We start from the raw sequence: 24,923 nt of genomic DNA on the forward strand, positions 1-24,923 counted from the left end.
CCCGGGCAGGGTCCACCACCACGCCTCATGCGCTCTCTCCGTCTGCTCACCACCTGGAGCGGCCCCCTGCCCGCCTACCTGCCGCTGTTCCTCAAGACAGCCGCAGGCAACCCGACCGTCGACTTCGTTTTCGTGGCAGACGCGCCAGCCCCGCCGGAGCTCCCGGCCAACGTGACCTGGGTGGAGCGGGCGTTTCCTGACTTGCTGGCCGAGATGGGCGCGGCCCTCGGGGTCCGGCTCCCGGCGGGTGACCCGTACAAGATGTGCGACCTGAAGCCCACGTTCGGGGTGACGCTGGCGCACCTCATCGGCGACGCGGACTTCTGGGGACACATCGACTGTGATCTCGTGCTCGGTGACCTCCGGGCGTCGTTTACGGACGCCGTGCTGGGCGCGCACGACCTCCTGACGCTGCGCGGCCGGGGGATAATGCACGGCCCGCTCACGGTCTACCGGAACACGGACCCTGTGAACCGGCTCTTCGAGCAGGCTGCCGGCTGGCGCGAGACCCTCAGCCTGCCTCGCTGCGCCGGGTTCGACGAGACCTGCGGCTGGCGGCGGTGGAAAGGCGAGCCGCGACCCGAAGGCACGCCGGAGTCGATGACGGACGCGGCCATGCGCGCCGTCGCAGCCGGAGCGGTGTGCTGGTACGACCCCGACCACGTCAAAGAGTCGGCCCCCTACCGGTCGATGGACGTGCGCTGGGAGCAGCGGGACGGGCTCGGTCGCCTGACGGACGAGCACGCCCGGAGCCTCGCGTTCTACCACCTCCTGTTCGCCAAAGACGACCGGCGCTTCCGCATCCCGACCTGGCCGCTCGGTGCCGTGCCGGAAGCGTTCACGCTGACGCGGTGGGGTGTGCGGCCAGTTCGCCAGCCCTCGGCCGTGCGCAGTGCCGTGTCGGGCATCTGGGCGGCTCCGCAGCGCGTCCGGGCGCAGCTTGCCCGGCTCGTCCCGAAGGCCCGCCCAGGATTCGCGCTCGGCGGAGACGAAGACCGAGTCATCTGACCCTGTAGAGATTTACGATACCAGATGAATACGCTTCAGGAAATCGAGTGCTGGTATTCTTTGCAGTGCGATGGAGATTGGGAGCATACGTATGGCGTGGGCATCGGAACGCCTGACAACCCTGGATGGACCGTTACGATCGACCTCCACGAGACAGAACTCGAAGGCGCTCTGTTTGAAGCCCTATGGCAGGGAAACGCAGATGAGGATGAGGACTGGTTACAACTCAGGGTCGAGGCTGGACAATTCAAAGGAGCGGGCGATCCATCGAAGCTAGACGTGATTCTCCGGGCGTTCCTCGAATGGTCTCGGCAGCATACAGGGACATAGCCGTCCGTACCAAGCAGAACAACACTGACGTGATGGAATCGCTAGGACCGAACGACCTCAACGAGGGACACTACTTCGAACTCATGGACCGAGCCAGCGTGTTCGCCAGCATCTTCGAGGATCACGTCGCGGCGCACCCTGTCGTCGAGGCAGACGAATGCCTCGGTGAGTTGGTCGAGCGGGCGCGGGAGCTGCACGGTGAGATTTATCAGCGAGCGGGTACCCTGTGGGGCGCGCAGTGTGAGGACCCACCGACAAGCAGCAGCGCGTAGCGTCAGTCAGTACCGCACGCTGCGGAAGGGGAGGCCCCAGCGGACGAGCGCCGACGGGGCGACGTAGCGGTAGAGGCCGGTCTCCTCATCGCTGATTGACTCGAAGCGGAGGCTGGCCGCGAGGAAGAGGCCGGGCAGGAGTTCGTAGCCGCCTTCGACCTCCAGCAGCAGTTCGTCGCGGCGGACGCCCTGGAGGAGGCGGACGCCGAAGTCGCGCGGCCGGTCCTCGTCGTAGGAGCGCCGGGGGTCGCCGCCGAAGTTCTGGGCCTCCGTGTCGCGCCCGCGCCGCGTGTAGGCCCCGCTCAGCGCGAGCCGGACCTGCGGGTGCGGCCGGTAGCGGAGGAAGAGCGCCGCGTCCCACAGGTTCTGCCCGGCGGCGAACCCGAGCGGGTCGTTGTAGTGGGTGTAGTTACCGTCGGTGTGGTGGCTGTAGGTGTAGGGCCGGACGCGGGCGACCTCGGCGCGCACGTCGAGGTTCTCGACCGGCAGGTCGGCGAGGGCCAGGCCGAGCAGGAAGCCCCACTTGTTGCTCCACGCGCGGCGGCTGGAGAACAGCTCGCGTGCCTGGAACTCGGTCAGCAGCACCTGCCCGTAGGGCCGGACCCCCGGCCGAACCGTCCACGCCGCCCCAGCCCCGACCGAGAGGTTGCCCCGGAAGTTGTAGTCCTTCTCGACCTGGTGGTAGAAGATGACCGGGTTGAGGAACGACACGTCGTACGCCGAGCGCCCGCTGAGCGTGTCCGGGAGGAAGATCACGCTCTCGAAGAGCTCGATCTGGAGCCGGTCGGTGACGCTGAGCGCGAGCTTGTGGAAGGCTCCGTACTTGCGCGGCAGCGCCCGGTCGCGGTCGGGGAAGACGGACTGCGCGTCCATCGCGGCGAAGAGGTTGGTGTACTGGAGCCGCCAGACCGTCGTGCGGAGCTGGAGCTGGTCGTAGACCGGCGCGAAGTCGGAGAGCCAGAGGCTGCCTGTGCCGGCCCCCCAGCGGTTGCGGTCGCGCCCGAAGCGGGCCTCGAAGTGCCGGCTGCGGAACCCGACGACGCCCATCGCGCGCCCGAAGTCGTAGGTGCCCTCGACGCGGCTGCCGGTCTCGAGCGGGAGGAAGCGGACGACGCGCTCGCGCGGGGCCGTGCTGTTCTCGATCTGGGGCCGGACGGGCCGCGCCTGCGTCTCCTCGATCCGCGACTCGAAGAAGACCGGCCCGACGTGGCCCGAGGCGCGCACGGCGCGGGTGTTCTGCCAGGTCGTGGTCGTGCCCGGCCGCGTTTCGCTCGCCGTCTGCCGGGCGCGCCCGGCCGTCAGGTAGGCCGCCGGGTTGAGCTGGAAGGCGTAGCCCTCGCCCGCGACCGAAAGTAGGTCCTGGCCGTTGCGGTAGAGCCCCGCCCAGCCGCGCACGGCCTGGGCACCGGGGCCGGGGCGCTCGCCGCGGAAGCGCGCGAGGAGCACCCGGTCTACGGCGCTGAGGTCGCCGGCGCGGAGGGCGAGCGAGTCGAGGGCGCGCTGGGCGTCGTAGGCCGAGAGCGGCTGGCTCAGCAGGGCGAGACCACCGAGGCGGCCGAGCGTCTGCTGGCGAAGCAGAAACTCGGAGACCTGGTCGCCGATCTGGAGAAGGCCGTCGCGCTGGGCGATGGCCTCGGGCGACAGCGCGAGGGCGAGTCCGGACAAGACGAGCCGGAGGCAGGAGAGGCGGAGGCGGGACATGAGGCGGGCGCGAAAGAGCTTTCGCAAGAACTTACCCTACCCTTATCGGCCAGGCGTGCTATTCTGCTTAACCCCTTTGCCTCCCCCTGATCCCGCTCGCCCTCCATGCTCGACCGTGTCCGCCAGATCGCCGAAGAAGCCGGCCGCAAGATCCTCGACCACTACGCCGACGAGATTCCCGTCGACTACAAGGCCGACGACTCGCCGCTGACCCAGGCCGACCGCGCCGCGCACCACCTGATCGTGGAGCGGCTGCGCGCCGCCTTCCCCGACGTGCCGGTGCTCTCCGAGGAGTCCGAGCCGGGCGAGATCGCCGACCGCCGGAGCTGGACGCGCTTCTGGCTCGTCGACCCGCTCGACGGGACGAAGGAGTTCATCAAGAAGACGGGCCAGTTCACGGTCAACATCGCGCTGATCGAGGACGGCGAGGCCGTGCAGGGCGTGGTCCACGTCCCGGCGCAGAAGGTGACCTACTTCGCCGAGCGCGGGGCCGGGGCCTTCCGCCAAAACGGCGACGGCGAGCCGCAGCGGATCGAGGTCCGCCAGGCGGCACCGAAGGAGCTGACGGTCGTCGCGAGCCGGGACCACGCGGGGCCGGAGGTCGCGGCGATCCTGGCGAAGATGGCAGACGCCGGCGTCGAGGTCGAGTCGGCGTCGATGGGGAGCTCGCTCAAGTTCTGCCTCGTCGCCGAGGGCGCGGCCGACCTCTACCCGCGCACCGTCCCGACGATGGAGTGGGACACGGCGGCGGCGCAGTGCATTGTCGAGACCGCCGGCGGGCAGGTGACCACGCTCGACGGGATCCGGCTCAGCTACAACAAGGAGGACCTCCGCAACCCGTCGATCATGACCGCCGGCGACCCGTCGCTCGACTGGAACCAGTATCTCGGCTAGGCGCTATCTCGGCCAGGTGCTTGGCTTCTCGCCCGTAGCCGCCGATATCCGAGCCATGTCTGCGGACCTCCCGACTCTCGACCCGTGACCCCCGACGCGACCGTCCTCGGCTGGGAGGCGTGGTACACCCTCGGCGCGCTCGTCGTGATGACGGCGGGCCTCGGCGCCAACGTCGCCCGGCCGGACCTCGTGCTCCTCGGCACGCTCGGGCTGCTGCTGCTGGCCGGGGTCGTCTCGCCGGCCGACGCCTTCTACGGCCTCTCGAACCCGGCGGTCGTGACGGTCGGCGCGCTCTTCGTCGTCGCGGCGGGCGTCGAGCGGACGCGGGCGCTCGCGTTCCTCGACCGGCTGCTCTCGGCGCGGAGCCGGGGCAAGGCCGGCGGCATCCTCGCCCGCGTGATGCCGATGACGTCGGTGCTCTCGGGGTTCCTGAACAACACGCCCGTCGTGGCGATGCTCATCCCGCGCCTCGAAGAGTGGGGCCGGCAGCGCGGCGTCCCCGCCTCGAAGCTCCTCATCCCGCTCTCGTACGCCGCCATCCTCGGCGGGATGCTGACGCTCGTCGGAGCCTCGACGAACGTCGTCGTCCACGGCCTGCTGCTGGCCGAGGGGCTGCCGGGGTTCAACATGTTCGACTTCGCGTGGATCGGCGTGCCGGCCGTCGCAATCGTCGCCACCTACTTCGTCCTGATCGGACACCGGACGCTCCCGGCGACGGGCGGCGGCGAAGGCCGCCGGGCCCAGCTCCGCGACTACCACTTCGACGTGCGCGTCTCGGGCGGGGCACCGTTCGCCGGCAGGACGATTGAGGAGGCCGAGCTGCGGACGCTCGGCGGCGCCTACCTTGCCCACCTCCGGCGCGGCGACCGCATCATCGCGGCCAGCCCTGAAGAGGTGCTGGAGGCGGGCGACGTGCTCACGTTCGTCGGCGACGCGGGCGTGCTCGACGAACTGCTGAAACGGCCGGGGCTGGAGCGCAAGGTGTCGGCCGTCGAGACCCAGGACCGGCTGCGCGACCCGCACGACCTCACGCTCTACGAGGCCGTCATCTCGACCGCGTCAGTCCTGGTCGGGCGGACGCTGAAAGAGACCGGGTTCCGCGAGCGCTACCGGGGCGTCGTCCTCGCCATCCACCGCCGCGACGAGCGCATCTCGGGCTCGCTCGGCCAGACCCCGCTCAAGGCCGGCGATCTGCTTCTGATCGAGGGGGGGCCGTACTTCGATCACTACGATGCGCCGGGCCGGGAGGAGTTCTACTACGTCGCGCCCGTCCAGCAGCGCGTCGAGAAAGCGAGCCGCCGCGCGCCGATTGCCCTGGGGATCCTGCTCGGGATGGTGGCAGTGGCGACGACGGGGATCGTGCCGCTGACGGTGGCGGCGTTCTCGGCGGCGCTCGGCATGGTGGTCGTCGGCTGCGTCACCGGGCCGGGGGCGCGGCAGGCCATCGACCTGTCGGTGCTGCTCGTGATCGCCGGGGCACTCGGGATTGGCAAGGCCGTCGAGTCGACGGGGCTGGCGGCGGCGGCGGCGCAGTTCGTCACGGGCGTCGCCGCCGGCTCCGGGCCGCTCGTCGCGCTCGTCCTGATCTACGTCACGGCAAACGTCCTCTCCGAGCTGATCACCAACAAGGCCTCGGCCGTGCTCGTGTTTCCCGTCGCCCTCTCCGTCGCCCTCGAAATCGGGGCCGACCCCAAAGCCTTCGCCCTCGCCGTCACGATTGGTGCGGCGGCGAGCTTCCTGACGCCCATCGGCTACCAGACCAACCTGATGGTGATGGGGCCGGGCGGCTACCGCTACACAGACTACGCGAAAGCCGGCTTCCCCGTCTCGCTGACCGTCGCCACGATCGCCATCAGCATTATCAACCTCATCTGGTTGTAGGGACCCGGCGCATCGGGGTATGCTTGCGTTATCATGGTCGGCCCCTACGCCCCAACCATGACGCCCTCCGCCACCGACATCCAGGCCGCGCTCGACGCCAAGGCCAAGCCGCCCGGCGCGCTCGGCCGCCTTGACCCCCTCGCAGCGCGCGTGGCCGCCGTCCAGGGCACGCTCCAGCCTGACCCCGATCCAGCCCGCGTGGTCGTCTTCGCCGCCGACCACGGCGTCGCCGCCGACGGGGTGAGCGCCTACCCCGCCGCCGTCACGCCCGCGATGGCGCGGACGATAGCGGCGGGCGGCGCGGCCGTCTCCGTCCTTGCCCGGAGTTGCGGAGCCTCGGTCGAGGTCGTCGACGTGGGCATCGACGCAGACCTCGCGGACGCGCCGGGCATCGTCCACGCGAAGGGGGCGCGGGGGACGAAGAATCTGGCGCGGGGGCCGGCGATGACAGAGGCCGAGTGTGCGGCGGCCTGGAGGTCAGGAGCCGATGCGGCGCGGCGGGCAGCAGACGCCGGGGCGCGAACACTCGTGCCGGGCGAAGTCGGGATCGGTAACACGACGGCGGCGGCGGCCGTGCTTGCGGCGCTTTTCGGCTGGAAGCCCGAGGAAGCCATCGGGCGCGGGACGGGCGTAGACGACGCGGGGCTCGCCCGGAAGGCAGAGGCCGTCTGCGCGGGGCTGGCACGCGTCCCGGACGAGGCAGGACCGAAAGGCGTGCTCCGGCACGTCGGCGGGCTCGAGATCGCGGCGATGGCGGGTGCATTTGCGATAGCTCCTGCGCTCGGCCTCGTCGCTGTCGTGGACGGGTTCGTCGCGACGGCCGCGGCAGCGGTCGCGGTCCGGCACGACCCCGCCGTGGCGGGGCACCTCGTCGCGGGCCACGTCTCGGCCGAGGCCGCCCACCGGCGGGCGCTCGCCGCCCTCGACCTGGAGCCGGTCCTCGACCTCGGGATGCGCCTCGGCGAGGGAACCGGCGGCGTCCTCGCACTCCCCATTCTCCGCGCCGCCTGCGCCGTCCTCTGCGAGATGGCGACGCTCGACGAAGCCCTCGCGCTTGGCGCACCCGCTTCTGAACCCACAGCCTCGTGAGCGACGCCGAGACCTTCCGCCCGCCCGCTCTCGACCCACCGCCCTCAACCGGCTGGCGGGGCGTCGCCCGCGTCCCGCTGACGGCCGTGATGTTCCTGACCCGGCTCCCGTGCCCGGCCTGGGTCGGCCACGACGCCCCGACGCTGTCGCGCTCGGCGGTCTACTTTCCCGCCGTCGGCGCGCTCGTCGGCGGGTTCGGGGCGGCGGCGTATGGCCTGGCCTCGCTCGCCTTCGCGCCGGCGTTTGCAGCGGCGGCAGCGCTCGCGGCGACGGTGTGGCTTACGGGGGCGTTCCACGAAGACGCCCTCGGCGACACGTTCGATGGGTTCGGCGGCGGCTGGCAGCCGGACGAGATCCTCCGCATCATGCGCGACAGCCGGCTCGGGACGTACGGGACGGTGGCGCTTGTGATCACGCTTGGTGCCCGGTGGATGGCCCTCGCCAGCCTCGCCCCGCCAGCGATCCTCGGCGCGCTCATCGGGGCGCACGCCCTCGCCCGGTGGACGGCGCTCCCGCTCATCCTGTGGCTCCCATACGTCCGCGAGACCGGGACGGGCAAGCCGTTCGCGGCGAGCATGACGCCGGGCCGGCTCGTCGTCGGGAGCGCGCTCGCGCTCGGGCTGGCGGCGCTCGCGCTCGGGTGGGCGCTCGTCCCGGTCGGCCTGACGGTCGCCTGCGTCACGCTCGTCGGCGGGTGGTACTCGCGTTCGAGGATCGGGGGGATGACGGGCGACGTGCTCGGGGCCGTCAACGGGCTTTCGGAGCTGGCGGTCTACCTCGTCCTCCTCGGCGACTGGTCCGGCGCTTGGGGACGGATAGCCGCGCTCGTGGGGGGACTGACGTGAGCGTGCTCCACCTCGTCCGCCACCTGCCCGCCGCCGGTGCCGAGGGCCGCGCCATTGGGCGGACCGACCTTCCGCTCGCGGACGCCACGAGCGTGACTCGGCTTGCTGAAGCATGGCCGCACCCGCCACCTGCCCGCCTCGTGGCGAGTCCGCTCGCGCGGGCACAGCAGACGGCCGCCGCGCTCGCCGAGGCGTGGGGGCTGCCGGTCGAGACGGAGCCGGCGCTCGCCGAGGTGGATTTTGGCCGGTGGGACGGCAAGACGTGGGAGGAGATCGAGCGTACCGACGGCGATGCGCTCGCGGCGTGGATGGCCGACTGGACCCGGACGCCCGCACCCGGCGGCGAGTCGTTCGCCGATGTCGAGGCCCGGGCCGAGGCATGGCTCGACGCGCTCAACGCGCAGGGCGAGACCGTCGCTGTCGCCCACGCCGGGCCGATCCGGGCGGTGCTCGTCCGCCTCCTCGGCCTCGACGCCGGGTACGCCTTTCGCCTCGCCGTCGCGCACGGGGCGCTCACGACCGTCCGCCTCGCGCCACCCGAACTGCTCGTCCTCAACCGGCCGCTATGACCTTCCGCCTCGCCCTCCTCGTCGCTGCCCTGACTGTCCTCGCCGGGTGCCGTACCGATGCGCCCGATGCGCCGACGGCCACGCGGGCGTTCACCGATGACCTCGACCGGACCGTGCAGGTGCCGGCGGAGCCTCGCCGCGTCGTCACCCTCGCGCCGAGCGTGACCGAGATGGTCGCGGCGGCGGGTGGGCTAGACCGGCTGGCGGCCCGGACGCTCTACGACGATTACCCCGAGGCCGTCCGCGCCCTCCCCGCGATCTCGACCTACCCCCTCGACCGCGAGCGGCTCCTCGCCCTCGGTGCCGACCTCGTCGTGGGAACCGACCAGGTCAACGATGTCAGCGAGGGCGACGCGCTCACGGCGCTCGGCGTACCGGCGGTCTACCTTTCGTTCGGTGGCCTCGCCGACGTCTCGCGCGGGCTCCGCCGCCTCGGCGACCTCCTCGGCACGGCGGACGAAGCCGAAGCGGCGGCCCTGGAGTTAGAGGCTCGGCTCAGCCGACACGCCCTCGCCGGACCCGACGCCCCGACCGCCCTCGTGCTCATCAGCGACGGCCCGCTCTACGTCTTCGGCGGGGCGAGCTACGTCCACGAGATGGTCGCGCTCGCCGGCGGGCGCTCCGTCACGGCCGGCCTCCCCGGCGAAGGCACGACGCTCTCGCCCGAGTGGGTGGTGGCCGAGTCGCCCGACGTGGTCGTGGTGCTGGAGGAGGACTACGTGGCGGCCGACCTCCGGGCCGCGCAGCCGGTGTGGGGCCCGCGCGTCGAAGGCCGCGTCTGCGGCGTCTCCCCCGACCTCGTCTCGCGGCCAGGCCCCCGCCTCGCCGACGGCATCGACGCGCTCGCGGCGTGCATCCGCAGGGCTTCTATCTCGGGCCAGGCGTTGAGGCGGTAGGTGGCCGCTTCCCGGTCGGGGGCTTCCCAGGTGGGGGCTTGCCCGGACGGGGAGCGCCGGGTGGCCTCTTGGCCGGTGGACTCGCCTCGGGCGGGCCGGACGCCAGCGCACCGGCGAGCGCGCCCAGCCACCCCGGCTGCCATGTGAGCGTGAACGCCACAGCCAGCGCCGCCACGCCCAGCCACAGCACCCACGACACAATCGCAAAGCTCACCACCTCGTCCCGGAGAAAGAGCGGCACGACCGCCAGCCCGAGGAGCACGTAGCCCGCCGCCCGCGACGGCGTCCACGACGCAGGCGGCACGGCCTTCGTCACCTTCTTCCAGTTCCGGTCCAGGCTCAGCGCGAGAAGGGCAAAGCCGACGTAAGCCACAGCGATGCCGGCTGCGAGCAGAAGACCGTCGGTGAGGAGGGTGTCAGGCATCGGGGTGCCCCTTCGTGAGCGGGGAAACGGCGACAGGCGAAGGGACGGCCGAGGCTCCGTCGCCCGCGTTCGGCACCGCCGCCGGACGTGGGCGCGACGGTGGGCGGGCTTGGGCTACTACGTCGGCTTCGTCCTTCGACTGACCGAGCCGCCGGGCGACCACGACCGCCAGCACCGCCGTCGCCACCAGCAGCAGGTCCATCCCGAAGACCGCCCACTGCTTGTCCGCAAACGTCTGCACCGGGTGCGCGCCCGTCGTGACCGCGTTCAGCAGCGGGGCTACCGCGCACAGCGCGGCCAGCACCCACGTCTGCTCGCGCCACGCCACCCGCATCTCTGCCCCGCGCCAGCGCCGCAGCCCGACGTGGGCGAACGTGACGAGCCAGACGAGGTAGAACGTCCACACCTCGAGCGCTGCCCGCTCCTGCCCAGCAAACTCGGCCCCGAGCGGGAGCACGCGGTTGACAACAAAGAAAGCGACGGTGGCGACCATGATGCCGGTCACGCTGCCGACCGTTAGCACCTCGACGATGCGGAGGCCGGTCGGGCTGAGTTCGTCGTGCTTCGAGCGCCGCTTCTCGAACCAGTAGACGAAGCCGGTGCCGATCAAGACGCACCCGGAGAGGCCCGCGAGGAAGTAGAGCCAGCGCAGCGCCCAGTGGTCGAACTGGATCAGGTGCAGGCCGGTCAGGAAGTGCTGCGCCGTCATCACCGGCTCGGTCACGAAGCGGTGCAGCTCCTCCCCGGTCACCGCGTCGAAGTAGATCACGTTGCGGTCGTAGTGGACGTGGTCCTGGTAGCCGCGCCGCATCGAGACGAAGCCGTTGGCGTCGCCGGGGTGGAACGACCGGACGAGGTAGGGCGGGACGCCCCACTCGGCCTCGACGGTCGCCCACATCGTTTCGAGCGAGGCTGTTTCCGTGGCCGGGACGCCGGCCGGCTCGCGCTCGTAGTGGTCGTAGGCCTCGTTGAAGAACTCCGTGCGCGGCTCCTCCTCGTCGGCGTAGGCGAGGTCGGCCGCCTGCGGGAAGTAGACGTTGACGAAGATGGCGACGCCCGAGAGCGCGATCAGGAAGTGGAACGGGAGCGCGAGCACGCCCGAGAGGTTGTGGAGGTCGAGCGTGCTGCGGGCCAGCTTCTTCTCGGGCCGGAGCGTAAAGAAGTCCTTGAAGAGCCGGATGTGGACCACGACGCCGGAGATGAGCAGCACCATCATCGCCATCCCGGCTAGGCCGACGATCCAGTACCCCAGCCGCTTCCATCCGAGGTGGAGCGAGTAGTGGAACGGGAAGATGAACCCGGTCCCGGCCAGCGTCTCGGGCTCGGGGATCGCCTCGCCTGTGGTGAGGTCGAGGCGAGACCGGTCGCTGAAGGCGCCTGTGGTATCGCGCACGTAGAGGTGAGCGAAGGGGATGCGCTCGCGTGGCATGACGAGGAACCACTCGGTCGCCTCCGGATGCGTCTCGCCGGCCTGGGCGGCGAAGGCATCGAGGTCTAAGTCGGCCGGGGGTGCCGCGATGCGCGTCTCGGGCATCATCCACCGGTCGATCTCCCGGTTGAAGACGCTCAGCGACCCCATCCAGAAGATGGCGAAGAGGAGGCCGCCCAGCACCACGCCCGCCCAGGTGTGGAGCCACAGCATCGAGAGCCGAAACGTCTCTTTCATCGCGCTGGTGGTGTCAGGTCAGTGGGGTGAGGGTAGGTCTAGCCACCCGCGCTGGCCATGGCCTCGACGGCCTGCGCTAGGCCGACGGCGACGAGCGTGCCGCCGCCGAGCACGAGCCACAGCCGGACGAGTTTCCGCTCGGCGAAGGCCCAGATGAGGATAAGGAGGTACAGGACGATGGCGAGGAGCATCCCCGAGACGACGGCCTCGCTGCGCGCCATGCCGAGCGTGGCGAGCACCCACGCCAGCAGCGCCGTCCCCGACTCGACGAGGAGGTAGCCTCCGACGACGGCGAGGAGCACGCGCTGTACAACCTGCGAAGCCGGGTGACCAGCAGCCGCACGCAGCGCATTGGTCTTGCGCTCAGGCGTCGCAGAGGGAGAGGCGTAGCTCATGGGGCAGGTGCAAACGTGGGGACGGCAGGAGAGGCCCCGGATCGGCGAGCTTGGGTGCCCTTGAGTGCCGGACGGGCGCGCAAGTTCCAGATAGAGGTGGGGCCCCGACGGAGCGTAGCCCATCGAGGCCCCAGCCGGACACGGCTAGCAAGCAGGCACGCTGTGTCTGCTGCTACCGCGGCCTAGCTGTCCATCCCAGGGCCCCAGAGTTGCTCGATGGACTCGGGGGACCCGTCCCGGGTCGAGAGCACGACGGTGTAGCTCTCGATGGAGTTCTGGACGAGCACGTCCCGGGGACCGTTTTCCAGATCGAGTGGAATGCCAGAGATGTACCGGACGCCGTTGACTGTGCCGTACGGGTTGAACCGGCTGTACTCCTGGAGGGCGTTGAACGGACGGGTCGCCCCCGTCTCCAGGTTCACGACCGTGTTGACCGTGTTGAAGTCGAAGAGCTCCGGCCACTCTTCCGGGATCGGCGTGTCGGCCGGGTAGTGCGTCACGACGACCTCGCCATCGACGACGAACGGGACCTGGTTTATGAACAGCACGCCGTCAATGGCCTCGCTGAGGTCGAGGGAGAAGGTGGGATCGTGCGTGCCATCAGGGCGGACGCGGAGCAGCGTCAGCGGGTCGCCAGACGAGTCGGGCAGGTCGGCGAAGTACGGATACACGCTGACGTACCACGCCGGGAACGTGAGGTACGACCCGTCCCCTATGTCCCGGAACCGGTCGCTGTTGCCTGTCGCCCGGGCGTCGGTCTCGTACCGGACCGTGTTCGTTCGCGTGTCAAAGACGAATACCTGGGACTCGAAGGGGTGCGTGAAGTCGGTCAGGTCCACGTTGACGATGGGTGCCATGATGGTGCCATCGCCCTTGACGTACCGAAACGCGCCAACGAAGGCGTTGTCTGAGGCCCAGCCATCCGTCGACAATGGCTCAAAGTCGATGACCTCAGTGGCCCCCTGGGTGAGGTCTTGCGGGTTGAACTCGACCACCTTGCCAGCGCTGCCGGCATTGTAGGCCACCAGGTAGGCCTCCGTGTCGGAGAACGCGACGGGGTTGCCGAGTTCACCCGTGATCCCGAGGCCCGTCAGGTTGAGCTGGCCTTCGATGGAGATGCTCAGGTCCGTCCGGTCCACGACGTACTTCGTGTAGATCCCCTCACCGTCCGAGACGAAAATGTCGTCCCCGATGGTGAACACGGAGGCGTCTTCGCCCCCCACCTCAACCATCTCCGAGAGGTCGACGGACGTCGGGACGTCTTCGTAAACCCCGATGAACAGCGTCTCCTCGTCGGGGCCTTCCGCAGAGAAGGCGAACAGCACGCCCTGTGCAAATTCACCAGGACCAGGGTCGGGATTGGGGTCGGAATCCGTCGAGTCGCACGCGACGACGGTGAGCGCCAGCAGGGCGACGAGTGCTGCGGCAAAGCGGTTGCCCCAGGTGCGTGTGGCACCAGTACGGGCAGAAATCTTCGTGGTCATGGGCTTGTGGTTATGTGGGGAAAGCTCCCCAGTGATGCACGTGAACCAGTCAGGTGCCGGTTCAGGCGGGTGATAGACGCAGGGCACAGGCCGCACGTCGGTGACAGCGCGTGCACAGCAGTGCGCTAGAGTTGCGTGGTGAGTTTGAGGTAGAAGGCGCGGCCGGGGCGCTGCACCCCGAAGAAGTCGAAGACCGTGGCGTTGGTCAGATTTTGGACCTCGCCGGTGAGCGCCCAGCGCGTCTGCGCGACCCCGGACTCGTAGGTGATGCCCGCAGCGATGGTGGTCTGGGACGGGATCTCGCGCTTTGTGTCCCGCCGCCCCGCGCTCTCCCAGGACCGGAAGAAGCGGTGGACGTAGCGCGTGCTAGCGAAGACGGCGACCTCATCGCCACGCCGCACGGGCGAGTCTGCTCGGTAGCGCGCCGCCGCGTTGGCGAAGTAGTAGGGGCGGTTCGGAATCCGATCCCCTCGGAACGAAGCGAGCAGCCCTTCGCGCGACGTGTTGCGAAACGACTGGTAGGTCGTGTTCACGTCGAGGGCAAGCCGGGTGTCGAGCAGCGACGTCCGGCCCCGCGCTTCGATGCCGACGGAGGTCGCGTTGAACACGTTGGTGAACGCTTCGAAGAACTCGTTCTCGGGCACGAGCACGATGAGGTTCTCCGTCGCGCGCAGAAAGCCGTTCGCTTCGAGGGCCCACGGCGTCCGGGCCCCGCGTGCGCTCGAGAACTTCACTTCGACGTTGGCATTGTGGCTCCGCTCGGGCAGCAGCTCCGGATTCGCGCTCACGTTCAGGCCGTTGCCGAAGAACTCATCCCGTCGGGGAAGCCGCGTTGCCCACTCGTAGGAAGCCTTGGTGGACAGCCGGTCCGTCCATGCCATCCGGGTCACGTTCCCAATGCCGGCGAGGCTGTTGGTCGTGCGGTACCGAACCTGAGAAAAGCCTTGCCGGTCAGGAAGGGTGGACGTGGCGAGTTGGCGATAGTCCTTGACGAAGAGCCGGCTCTCGAAGCGCCCCGAAGGCACACTGTACTGGTACTGGAGCCCGCTCACCCAGGTCGTCAGCCGCGCGTCGCCCGACAGGAGGTCCGTGCCCTGGGTGATCAGCGCGTCCCGGCCCGTCCTCCAGTTGAACGTGGGCGCAGTCGTCGCTTCCACCCGATGGCGGTCGCCAAGCAGCCAGGCCACGCTGAGCCGAGCTAAGGCGTCATCGTCCCAGATCGTCCGGTCGGTCCCCCGATTGCGAATGACCTCGCCGGGGCGTCCCACCTCCGTGAAGCACTCGCCGAACCAGTTGTATCGGCAATTCGACACGTCGGAAAGACGCCGCGCTGTGCTCGTGTACCCGCCAACCGCATCGACGAAACCCCGATCGGCCACCTTCGCGCGGTACGTCACGTTCGCGCCCACAGCCGTCCCCAAAGACTCCGCCTCGCCATACGGCAGGCCCGTCATCAGGGCGTTGTTCTGGATTTGGTTGGCGAAGTCCGTGACGTAGCCCCGAACGCTGAGTTCGTCGGCCCACGGGCGGTCGGCCACGCCCAGGGTCAGGTTGGCACCGCCTGCCCGGTAGCGGTCATTGAAGCGAGGCACGGTCACCTGAGACGGGCGCCCTAGCTCGTCGGCGACCTGGACGGTCACCTCGTAGTCGTTGCGCGCGAAGTCGTAGAACCCGCCGCCGCGCACGAACAGGCCACTCTCGGCGCTCCGGAAGCCGAGGTCCCCCGTCGTCCGGTGCGTCCCGAACGACCCCGTCTGGTACGACGCCGAGCCCTGCACGACGTCCACCAGGTCCTTCGTGACGAGGTTGACTGCCCCACCGAGCGCATCCGCCCCAAAGTGGATCGGGACCACGCCCTTGTAGACCTCGACGCGCCCGATGAGGCTCACCGGCACGTTGGCGATCCCAAACGGATACCCTGCCAACTCCAGCGGCAGGCCGTCGAGGAAGAACCGGATCTGGTCATCGGTGAGGCCGTTGAGCGAGAACCGCGCGCCGGAGCCGAGTCCGCCACTGCGCTGCACCGCCACGCCCTGCGTCTGGGCAAGCACCAAGCCCAGGTCCGCTGCCTGCACACGGGCTTCGCGGAGGTCCAGGACCGCTACGGCCTGCGCCGTCGCCTCGATCCGCTCGGCCTCGCTCTCGGCCTCCACCACCACCCGGTCCAGCCCGATCGACGACTCCGAGAGCGCGACCTCGACGCGGGCCGTCTCGCCGCGGCCGACGGTGACCGCCTCGCGGGCCGTCTCGTAGCCGAGGAGACTGACCTCGATGGTTTGCTCGCCCACCGGCACGGCGCGGATAGTGAACTCGCCGTCAGCGTCGGTGGCGTCGCCGCGCTCGGTGCCAGCAACGAGGACGGCGGCACCGGGGAGCGGAGCGCCGGTCTCGGCGTCGGTGACGCGTCCGGCGACGGTGCCCGTCTGCGCGAATGCGGCTGGGGCAAACGACATGGCTGCAGCGAGCAACAGGGGAAGCAGAGCGAGAGCTCGCATAGCGGGAGAGAGGACGGGAGAGGGTTGGGCTGCTCCAGCTAGAGCAGCCGAGAGGTGCGAGTTCGCACCGGAATAGCAGGGGGGAGGTGGGTGGGGGTCCCAGCCGATCTGGACAGACTCTCAGGCTGAGGCGAGAGCGGCGGACGTGTCAGGCCTTCCGCGGACGTCTGGTCTTCTTCAGATGCCTGGCCTTTCGTGGACGTGGCGAGGATGTCTTCGAGCGTAGCCTCGACCTGGACGGGCCACGTCCAGGCACCGGCCTGGGCCGACTCGCCAGCGCCGAGTGTCAGCTTGGCGGGTATGTCGCCGACGCTCGGATAGAGCTCGATGGTGGCTGTGAGGCCGACGCGCCCCTCCTCGACGGAGACGAACATCGTCTCTTCTCCCGCGCGCGCGCGGACGGCAAACGTCGTCGAGAGGGCCTGCACACCGCCTTGCGCCGTCGAGACCGAGAACGGACGGTCCGGGTCGGGGACGACCTCGAACAGAGCTGCTCCCTCCAGCGCAAACCGACGGTGCGCTGGATGGAACTGGATGAACATCGACTCCTGGGAAAGCACGACGCGCGAGCCGTCGGCTAGTACGACTTCGCGGGACTCACCGGGGCCGGTGGTCCAGACCTTCCGGCCGTCGGGATCGCCCTCGGGCGTAAGCACGGCCGCCCAGAGGCCGGCGGCGAGGACGGCTGCGGCAGCGATACCCGTCGGGACGGCCCACCGGCGGCGGACGGGGCGGGCCGCCTCGCGGTCGGAGGAGCGGCGGGTGCCGGGGGCGGGCCGCCGCATCTCGCGCCGGACGGCGGCCCAGTTGGCCGGACCCGACCCTGCGGGCGCGGCCGGAGGCTCCGCTCCGCTCGCGGCCTCGTGGACAGCCCGGGCGGCCTCGAACGAGTCGCGCCGCGCGGGGTCGGCGTCGAGCCAGCGCTCCGTCTCGGCGCGCTCGGCCGGCGTGGCACCGCCGTCGAGGTAGCGCAGGATGCGTATCCAGTCGTCATGGCTCATGCCGCGCGCGGAAGAGGTGCCGGGACGGGAGTCCCGAAGCGAGGTGGGGTGGATGCGGCGGTAGTCTGCGTGCCGCGATCACGAAGAAGGGTGAGAGAGGTGCGCTAGCCTGGGGAGCATCGGCCGGCGCGCGTGAGGGGGGGCGTCGCGTCTGAAGTGAGCGTGGCTGAGCGGCGCGTGCCGCTAGGTCCTCACGCGCAGAGCACCGCACCCCCGCGCCAACCCCCAGCCCTTCACCTTTTCTTGGCTAAACAAATTTCGCCGGCACGCTGCCGCTGCCCTCCCGGCGGGCTGCGTCCGACGCACCGACAGCGACAGGCTGCAGCGCCTTGCCCGGGGAGCCTGTCCTGACCAGGCCATTCCTGAGGCGATCCGAGGTCCGCCGGCCACACGTCCTCTACGGGTGGGCCAGCTCCGGGGAGAGCGCGTACCGGAGGGTCCGCAGCGCACGGGCAAGGTGGTTCTCGACCGTCTTCGGCGTCACCGCCATCGCCGAGGCGATCTCGGCGTACGAGAGCCCGTGGCTGTGCCGAAGCTGGAAGGCCATGCGCTGCCGCTCTGGAAGCCGCGCCACGGCCTCGGCGACGGCCTGCGAAACCTCCCCGCCACCGGACGGCGGGGCGGCGACGGTCTCAGCTGCGTCGAGGCCCGAGAACCGGAGCGCCCAGCGCCGGCGGCCCCGCCGCACGTTGAGCGCGCGGCTCCGGGCGGCCCGGAAGAGGTAGGCGCGCAGCGACGGGTCGGCCGAGAGGGCACCGCGGCGGTGCCAGAGCCCGACGAAGACGTCTTGGACGGCCTCGTCGGCGTCGGCCTCCCCGGCAATGGAAGCCGCGAAGGCGCGGAGCGCGCTGTGGTAGCGGTGGAAGAGGTCCCGGAAGGCGGTCTCGTCGCCGCCGGCGATCCGGTCGAGGAGGGAGGCGTCGGTAGGGTCCGCGGGCGGTCGGCTGCCGGTGGACGGAGCGGTGCAGACGCCAGGAGGGAGACTGGCCACGACTGCGAGGTGCTTGGATGTGCCTAGACTGGATCTAAATAACGAGCGCCTGCCTGTTTGGTTTACACCCCGTACACTTTTTTTGCCGGATCGGCCTAGAAAAGTCGGAAGCTGTTCGGGTTTTCAGCGTTAGGAGGCGAGAGCGAGCGAGGAGCCGATCCGGCAAGAAGCGTGAAGCAGACGAACCGCGAGGTTCGGCGATGCAGCGCGACGCGGCCGGTCGGTTCCGCAGCCGCTCGTAGCCCGCGATCATAAATCCGAACAGCTTCTCAGAACCGCCGCTTTCCGGTCAGCGGGCCTGGCAAACGCAAACGCCTCCGCCTGCGGCGCTCGTTTCGGCGAACCGCAGGCGGAGGCGAGGGCCTTCGGAAAACGGTTACAGCGTGGCTGTGCCGAACTCGACCGAGAACGCGCGGCACCAGACGGAGACCCCGGCCGCGTTCGACACGTCGGCGTCGGCGGGGACGGTGTAGTTCTGGTCGCCCCGGGTGCTCTTGAGCGTGCCGAGGTCAATGGGGCCGTTGGTCTTGTCGTCGAGGTCCGTCACGAGCCAGACGCGCAGGTCTGGACCGTTGTCCGAGTCGAGCCCTTCGAGGCGGACGACGTGCGAGCCGTCGTCGAGCCGGTAGAGGAGCGCGCGGCCCTCTACGTCGTGGCCGCTCGCACCCGCGAACGTGCCTTCGCCGAGCACCTCGGGGTCTGCCATGGCTGGTTCGGCCATGACCTCGGTCGACATGTTCTCTTCCATTTCTTCGGCGGAGCCGTCGGCTTCTGCGGCCTCGGACGAGGAGGAGATCGGCGGGTCGCTGGCGGGGGCCGTGTCGGTGCCGCAGGCGGCCAGGGTCAGGAGCGTGAGGAGAAGGAAAAAGCGCATGGGGATTAGGGGGTAGGTGAGCCCCAATCTACGGTCCCGGTGGCTGTGCCGGCGCATGACCGTCGGTGCGCCGGCTCACGTCCCGCAGCCCCCTCGCCGCCCGCGTCGGCCGCTGTGCGGCAGGCTCAGCCGTGAAGAAACAATCCGCCGGTTAAACGGCGGGCAGCGCGCGGACGATATGCTGTGTGGAAAGCGCATGATGCGCGTGAGCAGTTTGTAAGGAGAATGCCGTCCGGCTTGAACCCGACGACCTTTTAGGTCATTTTCCGCACTCCCCTTTTCCCCGCAACCCCCTTTCCTGTAATGACAGAGACCTCCCTCATCGCGCCGCACGGCGGCACCCTCTGCGACCTCGTGGCCGGTGCCGACCCGGAGGCCGCCCTCGAAGCGGCGCACGAGCTTCCCTCGATCGCGCTGACCCCGCGCCAGGCCTGCGACATCGAACTGATCCTCAACGGCGGCTTCTCCCCGCTCAAAGGCTTCCTGAACGAGGCCGACTACAACGGCGTTGTCGAGAACATGCGCCTCGCCGACGGCACGCTCTGGCCGATGCCGATCACGCTCGACGTGAGCGGCGAGACGGCCGGCGACCTGAAGGAAGGTGACCGCGTCGCGCTCCGCGATAACACCGGCCTCCTCCTCGCGATCATGACCGTCGAGAGCCGCTGGACGCCGGACAAGGAGCGCGAGGCGACCGAGGTCTTCGGCACGACCGACAAAAAGCACCCGGCCGTGGCCTACCTCATGGAGCAGGCGGGCGACGTGTACCTCGGCGGCCCGCTCGAAGGCGTGCAGCTCCCGATGCACTACGACTACAAGGACCTCCGCCACACCCCGGCCGAGCTCCGGGACAAGATCGAGAGCCTCGACTCGAACAAGGTCGTGGCCTTCCAGACGCGCAACCCGATGCACCGGGCGCACTACGAGCTCACGAGCCGCGCGGCCGAGGAGATCGGCGGGACGCTCCTCATCCACCCGGTCGTCGGGATGACTAAGCCGGGCGACGTGGACCACTACACCCGCGTCCGCTGCTACCAGGCCATCCTGAAGCAGTACGACGAGGGCCAGGCGATGCTCAGCCTCCTCCCGCTCGCGATGCGCATGGCCGGCCCGCGCGAGGCCGTCTGGCACGGCCTCATCCGCAAGAACTACGGCTGCACCCACCTCGTCGTCGGGCGCGACCACGCCGGCCCGGGCAACGGCTCCGACGGCCAGCCGATCTACGGCCCCTACGACGCGCAGGAGCTGTTCCAGCAGTACCAGGACGAGATCGGCGTCGAGATGGTGCCGTTCCGGCTGATGGTCTACGTCCCCGAGGACGACGCCTACATGCCCATCGACGAGGCGAACGAGCAGGGCAAGACGTTCGAGAATATCTCCGGCACGCAGCAGCGCGAGATGCTCGCCAACGGCGAGGAGATCCCGAGCTGGTTCACCTACCCCGAGGTCGTTCGCGAGCTCAAGATCAGCCACCCGCCGAAGAGCGAGCAGGGCTTCACGGTCTTCTTCACCGGCCTCTCCGGCTCGGGCAAGAGCACCGTCGCCAACGCGCTCGTCGACCGCCTGATGGAGTCCGGCCGCAACGTGACGCTGCTCGACGGCGACGTGGTGCGGACCAACCTCTCGAAGGGTCTCGGCTTCTCGCGCGAGGACCGCTCGACGAACGTCCAGCGCATCGGCTACGTGGCGAGCGAGATCACGAAGCACGGCGGCATCGCCGTCTGCGCCCCGATCGCGCCCTACGAGGCCGACCGCCGCGCCAACCGCGAGGCCATCGAGGCCGGCGGCGGCTACGTCGAGGTCTTCGTCTCGACCCCGCTCGAAGTCTGCGAGGAGCGCGACGTGAAGGGGCTCTACGCCAAGGCCCGCGCCGGCATCATCAAGGAGTTCACCGGCATCTCGGACCCCTACGAGGCCCCGACCGACGCCGAGATCGACATCCCGACGCAGGAGATGTCCGTCGAGGAGGCCGTCGAGAAGATCGTGGCCGACCTCAACGAGATGGGCTACCTCTCGCTGAACTAAGACGTCTGGCGGCCCGCTGTCCCTCGCCGGGGCGGCGGGCCGTTTTTATGTTCCGTCCACGCTACTATACCCAGCCAACAGCATGAACAACGCAACCAACGGCACGAGCCACGCGAACACGAAGGTCCTCGTCACTGGGGCCGGCGGCTTCATCGGCCACCACCTCGTGAACTACCTCAAGGACAAGGGCTACTGGGTCCGCGGCGTGGACATCAAGGAGCCGGAGTTCGAGGCGACGCGTGCCGACGAGTTCGAGCTGCTCGACCTCCGCGACCGGGCCAACTGTCTCCAGGCTACGCGCGGCATCGACCACGTCTACGCGCTCGCGGCCGACATGGGCGGGATGGGGTTCATCTCGAAGTACCACGCCGAGATCCTCCACAACAACATCCTGATCAACACGCACACGATGGAGGCCGCGCGCCTGAACGGCGTCACGCACTACCTCTACACGTCGAGCGCGTGCATCTACCCGGAGTACCTCCAGACCGAGGCCGAGGTGAAGCCGCTCAAGGAGGAGGACGCCTACCCGGCGCAGCCGCAGGACGCCTACGGCTGGGAGAAGCTCATCACCGAGCAGCTCGCCTACCACTACAACAAGCAGTACGGCATTGAGACGCGGACGGTGCGCTTCCACAACGTCTACGGCGAGCTCGGGACCTGGCAGGGCGGGCGCGAGAAGGCCCCGGCGGCGATGTGCCGCAAGACAGCCTACGCCAAGCTCCTCGGCGGCAAGGAGGGCGCCCCCGGCGGCGCGCCGCAGATCGAGATCTGGGGCGACGGCGAGCAGACCCGCTCGTTCATGCACGTCGACGACTGCGTCGAGGGCGTCTACCGCCTCATGATGAGCGACTGCACCGAGCCGCTCAACCTCGGCCGCGACCGGATGGTGACGATCAACCACCTCGCGCAGATCGCCGCCGACGCGGCCAGCGTCGAGGTCGAGCAGGTCCATATCGACGGGCCGATGGGCGTCCGCGGCCGCAACTCCAACAACGACAAGCTGAAGGAGGTCCTCGGCTGGGAGCCGCAGATCGCGCTCGAAGACGGCCTCGACCGGACCTACCAGTGGATCGAGTCCCAGGTCAAGCAGAAGCTCGCCCGCGAAGAGGCCGAGGTCGGACTGGCCGTCTCCTAAGCCTCACCATCATCGAAGCAACTCCGCGGGGGCGGCCGTCATCGGTCGCCCCCGCGTGTCTAAATCAGCGGCGCTTGCTCAGCGGCTGGCGGTGTGGGGGCTCGAGGCTGGACGAGAACGATGCGAGGCTCATGCGACCGGTTAGGCGATCAAAACCAGAAGTTCGGAGAGTATACCTGCGCCGCCGAGCGTAGCGGCGGCTATCATCCCCGCTGCGAGTAGAAACATGAGCAACAGGGCGAGCACTTTGATCGCCCAGTGCTCATTGGTCGGCACTTTGGTCCTCAGCAAGCCGAAGCAGAACTCTATGGCGGAGTCTTCTCCGGACTGGCGCGTGATAGGCGTTTCGTCGTTACTCATGCGACGGCCTGTCGGACACTCTTTTTCGAGAAGACGGGGGCTTGCGCTACAACAACAGTTTGCATTATGTTCTGGTCCTACGAACAACATCAGTAAGGTACTCCGCTCACAACCCAGCGCGCAAGTGCCTTGTCCGGTGAGGATTGAAACGTAGGTCCAGACCATGCTGAGATGAATTGGCGGCGGCTCCTTCGGGGGTCGCCGCCAGTTTGGAGGTTACGTTTTCAGTCTGCTCGTGTCTACGGTTCTGAATCATCCAACCCGCTTGTCGTGTCTGTTTCCCTGCACGCCCACACACCCAATGATCGCGACGAGTGGCATCCGCTGGACGCTCACCTCAGTGATGTGGCGGACGAAGCAGCAGATTTCGCCGCACGCTTCGGGAAGGGCGAACATGCAAAGTCCGCTGCCGCGCTCGCCCGGTGGGCTGGTCTGTGGCACGATCTCGGGAAGGCATGGCCGGAGTTTCAGGAGTACCTCCTCGCGTGCGACCGTGCAAAGCGGGAGGGCCGGAAGTCGCCTTCATCGCCCGGCTCTCACGCAATTTGGGGGGCGATCCTCGCCCGACTTTGTAGGAAGAGCCTGGGGGATGCCTGGAAAGACCTCGCGCTTCCCATCGCCGCCCATCACGCCGGGCTGAAGTCGCCGGGGTCGTTGGAGCCGCAGTTGATGGAGGCCGCCGATGAGGCTGATCTGTCGCCTTATCACGAACTGGCTCGGCACCTGGAGGCCGGTGCCATGCAGCGATTCGCCGTGCCGGAGGATCCGCACCGCCGAGAGCTTCGCACTCGCATGGTACTCTCGGCCCTCGCCGACGCCGACTACCTCGACACGGAGCGCCACTTCAACGAGAAGAAAGCGGCGCGACGCGAAGGCTTCGAATCGCTCAACGTTCTCGCCGAACGACTGGAGCGAGCACAGCGGGATTTTATGGGCGGACTCGACGATCCCAACTCGGAGGTTAACCGGATTCGGCGCGAGGTCTACGATGCCTGCCTCGCCGAAGCGACGAGTTCACCGGGCTTCTTTCGGCTGACCGTTCCAACAGGTGGCGGGAAGACCCGGAGCGGTCTCGCATTCGCACTAGAGCATGCTCGCGCTAACCATCTCGACCGTGTCATCGTTGCCATTCCCTACACGAGCATCATCGACCAGACGGCGGCGGTCTACGCGGACATCCTCGAGGTGCGGAACGTGCTCGTCCACCATAGCCAGACACCCGAGCCGCCGGAACAGGAGCGCGAGCGGCAGGACGAGAAGACCACGCTCCACCGGCTAGCGACGGAGAACTGGGATGCTCCACTCGTGCTCACGACGACGGTGCAGCTCTTCGAGAGCCTCTTCACTCGGTATCCCGGTCGCGCCCGCAAGCTTCACCGGCTCGCCCGGAGTGTGATCGTGCTCGACGAGGCGCAAGCACTTCCGCTCTATGTTCTCCTCCCCACGCTCGACGTGCTCCGCGCCCTCGTAGACGACTACGGCGCAAGTGTTGTCCTTTGCACGGCGACCCAGCCCGGCTTCGAGCAGTCCGATGCGCTGCCGCCGATCCAGGGTGTCCCGATCACAGAGATCGTTCCGCAGCACCCCGATCACTTCGAAGCGCTGGAGCGCGTTCGTGTGGAACCTCGCCTCGGGCCGGTCCCACTCGCGCAGATTGCAGATGAGATCGTGGAGGAGCGTGGGTTGGACCAAGTGCTCATCATCCTGAACGCCCGGCGCGATGCGGTCGCACTCGCCGAGGAACTGCGCTTGCGGAAGGCCGAGGGGCTGTTGCACCTTTCGACGCTGCTGTGCGGCGCGCACCGACGGCAGGTGCTCCGCCGGGTTCGGCAGCGGCTCGAAGCCGGGCTGCCGGTCCGGCTCATCTCGACGCAAGTCGTCGAGGCGGGTGTGGACATAGACTTCCCCGTCGTCTACCGTGCGCTCGGGCCGCTCGACCGGATCGTGCAGGCAGCGGGACGGTGCAACCGCGAGAACGACCTCGGGCACCGGGGCGGGCGGCTCGTTGTCTTCGAGCCAGAGGGCGGAGGGTTCCCCCGAGACAACCCGTACCGGAGTGGGACCGGCCTCGCCCGTGATGCGCTCCGTCACCGCGAAGAGCCACTCTCGAACGAGGCGCTCGACGAGTATTTCGGCCTGCTGTTCAGCGAGACCGGCGCGGGCGGCGAGCTCGACAAGTACGGGGTGCAGCCTGCTCGGGGAGCGCTCGACTTCGAGACCACGCAGGAGCAGTACCGGCTCATCCCGCAGGACACGGTACCCGTGTTTGTGTGCCGCGACTGGACTGAGGACGACGCGCTCTCCGACGCCGCTCTGACGCGGCTCGCACGGTGGACCGAGAGCCCCGACCGCTACGCGTGGCGACGGCTCGGGCCGTTCACGGTCAGCGTGTACCGCCACCAACTCCGGGAATTCGAGGCAAGCCCTCACCTCGAAACCCTCGACGAGTTACTCCACGTCTGGCGCGGCTCTTACGACAATTTACTTGGGCTGCCCCTCACGCTCGACGATCCAGCTGACCTCGCCTACGAACCTCTCATCTTCTGAACATGATGACAGGCAGGCGGCAGACCTTCGCCGTTACT

At 69.0% G+C, this 24,923-nt stretch carries 22 protein-coding genes; 11 read left to right on the forward strand and 11 right to left on the reverse strand.

The window, feature by feature from the left end; all coding sequences use genetic code 11:
* The first annotated feature begins 27 nt into the window (after window positions 1-27).
* Together AAGI91_08960 and AAGI91_08965 are read left to right on the forward strand one after the other, a co-directional pair.
* Window positions 28-1,008 (forward strand): DUF6625 family protein, encoded by a 981-nt coding sequence (locus AAGI91_08960; GenBank protein ID MEM1042745.1) that lies wholly within the window; start codon window positions 28-30, stop codon window positions 1,006-1,008.
* A 24-nt stretch (window positions 1,009-1,032) separates the two neighbouring features.
* A complete protein-coding gene (locus AAGI91_08965) occupies window positions 1,033-1,338 on the forward strand; it encodes an immunity 53 family protein (protein MEM1042746.1) in 306 nt (101 codons plus the stop codon).
* A gap of 41 nt (window positions 1,339-1,379) precedes the next feature.
* Here AAGI91_08965 and AAGI91_08970 read toward each other — a convergent pair whose 3' ends face one another.
* Both AAGI91_08970 and AAGI91_08975 read right to left on the reverse strand, forming a co-directional pair.
* The gene (locus AAGI91_08970) at window positions 1,380-1,535 is read right to left on the reverse strand and encodes a hypothetical protein (GenBank protein MEM1042747.1); all 156 of its coding nucleotides are present in this window, start codon (window positions 1,533-1,535) and stop codon (window positions 1,380-1,382) included.
* An 81-nt stretch (window positions 1,536-1,616) separates the two neighbouring features.
* A complete protein-coding gene (locus AAGI91_08975; protein ID MEM1042748.1) occupies window positions 1,617-3,311 on the reverse strand; it encodes a capsule assembly Wzi family protein in 1,695 nt (564 codons plus the stop codon).
* Between the two features lie 105 nt (window positions 3,312-3,416).
* Here AAGI91_08975 and cysQ point away from each other — a divergent pair, with 105 nt between their 5' ends.
* The 6 genes from cysQ to AAGI91_09005 all read left to right on the forward strand — a co-directional run bounded on the left by cysQ (window position 3,417) and on the right by AAGI91_09005 (window position 9,485).
* A complete protein-coding gene (gene cysQ, locus AAGI91_08980) occupies window positions 3,417-4,205 on the forward strand; it encodes a 3'(2'),5'-bisphosphate nucleotidase CysQ (GenBank protein ID MEM1042749.1) in 789 nt (262 codons plus the stop codon).
* 84 nt (window positions 4,206-4,289) lie between these two features.
* Window positions 4,290-6,086 carry an SLC13 family permease gene (locus AAGI91_08985; GenBank protein MEM1042750.1) on the forward strand — a complete coding sequence of 599 codons (1,797 nt, stop codon included), beginning with the start codon at window positions 4,290-4,292 and terminating at the stop codon, window positions 6,084-6,086.
* A gap of 57 nt (window positions 6,087-6,143) precedes the next feature.
* Window positions 6,144-7,175, forward strand: a complete 1,032-nt coding sequence (cobT, locus tag AAGI91_08990; GenBank protein ID MEM1042751.1) for a nicotinate-nucleotide--dimethylbenzimidazole phosphoribosyltransferase — start codon at window positions 6,144-6,146, stop codon at window positions 7,173-7,175.
* Window positions 7,172-8,020: an adenosylcobinamide-GDP ribazoletransferase gene (gene cobS, locus AAGI91_08995; protein ID MEM1042752.1), complete on the forward strand. Its 849-nt coding sequence runs from the start codon at window positions 7,172-7,174 to the stop codon at window positions 8,018-8,020. The genes cobT and cobS overlap by 4 nt, the downstream gene beginning before the upstream one ends.
* Entirely contained in the window at window positions 8,017-8,589 is a 573-nt protein-coding gene (locus tag AAGI91_09000) for a histidine phosphatase family protein (GenBank protein ID MEM1042753.1), read from the forward strand. Before cobS ends, AAGI91_09000 begins: the two co-directional genes overlap by 4 nt.
* Window positions 8,586-9,485: a helical backbone metal receptor gene (locus tag AAGI91_09005; GenBank protein ID MEM1042754.1), complete on the forward strand. Its 900-nt coding sequence runs from the start codon at window positions 8,586-8,588 to the stop codon at window positions 9,483-9,485. Before AAGI91_09000 ends, AAGI91_09005 begins: the two co-directional genes overlap by 4 nt.
* Here AAGI91_09005 and AAGI91_09010 read toward each other — a convergent pair.
* From AAGI91_09010 to AAGI91_09045, 8 genes are all read right to left on the reverse strand, one after another.
* On the reverse strand, window positions 9,457-9,909 hold the full coding sequence (locus AAGI91_09010; protein ID MEM1042755.1) for a DUF3325 domain-containing protein: 453 nt from the start codon (window positions 9,907-9,909) through the stop codon (window positions 9,457-9,459). The genes AAGI91_09005 and AAGI91_09010 overlap by 29 nt on opposite strands.
* The gene (locus AAGI91_09015; protein ID MEM1042756.1) at window positions 9,902-11,575 is read right to left on the reverse strand and encodes a PepSY-associated TM helix domain-containing protein; all 1,674 of its coding nucleotides are present in this window, start codon (window positions 11,573-11,575) and stop codon (window positions 9,902-9,904) included. Before AAGI91_09015 ends, AAGI91_09010 begins: the two co-directional genes overlap by 8 nt.
* Before the next feature lie 38 nt (window positions 11,576-11,613).
* Entirely contained in the window at window positions 11,614-11,970 is a 357-nt protein-coding gene (locus AAGI91_09020) for a hypothetical protein (protein ID MEM1042757.1), read from the reverse strand.
* Between the two features lie 182 nt (window positions 11,971-12,152).
* Window positions 12,153-13,454 carry a hypothetical protein gene (locus tag AAGI91_09025; GenBank protein ID MEM1042758.1) on the reverse strand — a complete coding sequence of 434 codons (1,302 nt, stop codon included), beginning with the start codon at window positions 13,452-13,454 and terminating at the stop codon, window positions 12,153-12,155.
* Window positions 13,455-13,579: 125 nt separating this feature from the next.
* Window positions 13,580-15,907 carry a carboxypeptidase-like regulatory domain-containing protein gene (locus AAGI91_09030; protein MEM1042759.1) on the reverse strand — a complete coding sequence of 776 codons (2,328 nt, stop codon included), beginning with the start codon at window positions 15,905-15,907 and terminating at the stop codon, window positions 13,580-13,582.
* 80 nt (window positions 15,908-15,987) lie between these two features.
* Window positions 15,988-16,950, reverse strand: a complete 963-nt coding sequence (locus AAGI91_09035; protein MEM1042760.1) for a FecR domain-containing protein — start codon at window positions 16,948-16,950, stop codon at window positions 15,988-15,990.
* Window positions 16,951-17,347: 397 nt separating this feature from the next.
* The gene (locus AAGI91_09040; protein ID MEM1042761.1) at window positions 17,348-17,941 is read right to left on the reverse strand and encodes a sigma-70 family RNA polymerase sigma factor; all 594 of its coding nucleotides are present in this window, start codon (window positions 17,939-17,941) and stop codon (window positions 17,348-17,350) included.
* Between the two features lie 376 nt (window positions 17,942-18,317).
* Entirely contained in the window at window positions 18,318-18,815 is a 498-nt protein-coding gene (locus AAGI91_09045) for a DM13 domain-containing protein (GenBank protein ID MEM1042762.1), read from the reverse strand.
* Between the two features lie 303 nt (window positions 18,816-19,118).
* On the opposite strand from AAGI91_09045, the gene AAGI91_09050 reads away from it, so the two are divergent.
* Window positions 19,119-20,840 carry a bifunctional sulfate adenylyltransferase/adenylylsulfate kinase gene (locus AAGI91_09050; protein ID MEM1042763.1) on the forward strand — a complete coding sequence of 574 codons (1,722 nt, stop codon included), beginning with the start codon at window positions 19,119-19,121 and terminating at the stop codon, window positions 20,838-20,840.
* Between the two features lie 82 nt (window positions 20,841-20,922).
* On the forward strand, window positions 20,923-21,978 hold the full coding sequence (locus AAGI91_09055; GenBank protein ID MEM1042764.1) for an NAD-dependent epimerase/dehydratase family protein: 1,056 nt from the start codon (window positions 20,923-20,925) through the stop codon (window positions 21,976-21,978).
* Window positions 21,979-22,119: 141 nt separating this feature from the next.
* Here AAGI91_09055 and AAGI91_09060 read toward each other — a convergent pair whose 3' ends face one another.
* Window positions 22,120-22,338: a hypothetical protein gene (locus AAGI91_09060; protein MEM1042765.1), complete on the reverse strand. Its 219-nt coding sequence runs from the start codon at window positions 22,336-22,338 to the stop codon at window positions 22,120-22,122.
* A gap of 171 nt (window positions 22,339-22,509) precedes the next feature.
* Here AAGI91_09060 and cas3 point away from each other — a divergent pair, with 171 nt between their 5' ends.
* Window positions 22,510-24,885, forward strand: a complete 2,376-nt coding sequence (gene cas3 / locus AAGI91_09065; GenBank protein MEM1042766.1) for a CRISPR-associated helicase Cas3' — start codon at window positions 22,510-22,512, stop codon at window positions 24,883-24,885.
* The last annotated feature ends 38 nt before the right edge of the window (window positions 24,886-24,923 follow it).

The organism is Bacteroidota bacterium, assembly GCA_038746285.1.
Lineage (GTDB): Bacteria > Bacteroidota > Rhodothermia > Rhodothermales > JANQRZ01 > JANQRZ01.

Bases quoted from the DNA above. Each gene is read 5' to 3' on its own strand.
- AAGI91_09020 (MEM1042757.1), bottom strand. From the start codon at position 11,970: ATGAGCTACGCCTCTCCCTCTGCGACGCCTGAGCGCAAGACCAATGCG.
- cobT (MEM1042751.1), top strand. From the start codon at position 6,144: ATGACGCCCTCCGCCACCGACATCCAGGCCGCGCTCGACGCCAAGGCC.
- cysQ (MEM1042749.1), top strand. From the start codon at position 3,417: ATGCTCGACCGTGTCCGCCAGATCGCCGAAGAAGCCGGCCGCAAGATC.
- AAGI91_08960 (MEM1042745.1), top strand. From the start codon at position 28: ATGCGCTCTCTCCGTCTGCTCACCACCTGGAGCGGCCCCCTGCCCGCC.
- AAGI91_09010 (MEM1042755.1), bottom strand. From the start codon at position 9,909: ATGCCTGACACCCTCCTCACCGACGGTCTTCTGCTCGCAGCCGGCATC.
- AAGI91_09005 (MEM1042754.1), top strand. From the start codon at position 8,586: ATGACCTTCCGCCTCGCCCTCCTCGTCGCTGCCCTGACTGTCCTCGCC.
- AAGI91_09045 (MEM1042762.1), bottom strand. From the start codon at position 18,815: ATGCGCTTTTTCCTTCTCCTCACGCTCCTGACCCTGGCCGCCTGCGGC.
- cas3 (MEM1042766.1), top strand. From the start codon at position 22,510: ATGAATTGGCGGCGGCTCCTTCGGGGGTCGCCGCCAGTTTGGAGGTTA.
- AAGI91_08975 (MEM1042748.1), bottom strand. From the start codon at position 3,311: ATGTCCCGCCTCCGCCTCTCCTGCCTCCGGCTCGTCTTGTCCGGACTC.
- AAGI91_09060 (MEM1042765.1), bottom strand. From the start codon at position 22,338: ATGAGTAACGACGAAACGCCTATCACGCGCCAGTCCGGAGAAGACTCC.
- AAGI91_09035 (MEM1042760.1), bottom strand. From the start codon at position 16,950: ATGAGCCATGACGACTGGATACGCATCCTGCGCTACCTCGACGGCGGT.
- AAGI91_09050 (MEM1042763.1), top strand. From the start codon at position 19,119: ATGACAGAGACCTCCCTCATCGCGCCGCACGGCGGCACCCTCTGCGAC.
- AAGI91_08965 (MEM1042746.1), top strand. From the start codon at position 1,033: ATGAATACGCTTCAGGAAATCGAGTGCTGGTATTCTTTGCAGTGCGAT.
- AAGI91_09015 (MEM1042756.1), bottom strand. From the start codon at position 11,575: ATGAAAGAGACGTTTCGGCTCTCGATGCTGTGGCTCCACACCTGGGCG.
- AAGI91_09030 (MEM1042759.1), bottom strand. From the start codon at position 15,907: ATGTCGTTTGCCCCAGCCGCATTCGCGCAGACGGGCACCGTCGCCGGA.
- AAGI91_09025 (MEM1042758.1), bottom strand. From the start codon at position 13,454: ATGACCACGAAGATTTCTGCCCGTACTGGTGCCACACGCACCTGGGGC.
- AAGI91_09055 (MEM1042764.1), top strand. From the start codon at position 20,923: ATGAACAACGCAACCAACGGCACGAGCCACGCGAACACGAAGGTCCTC.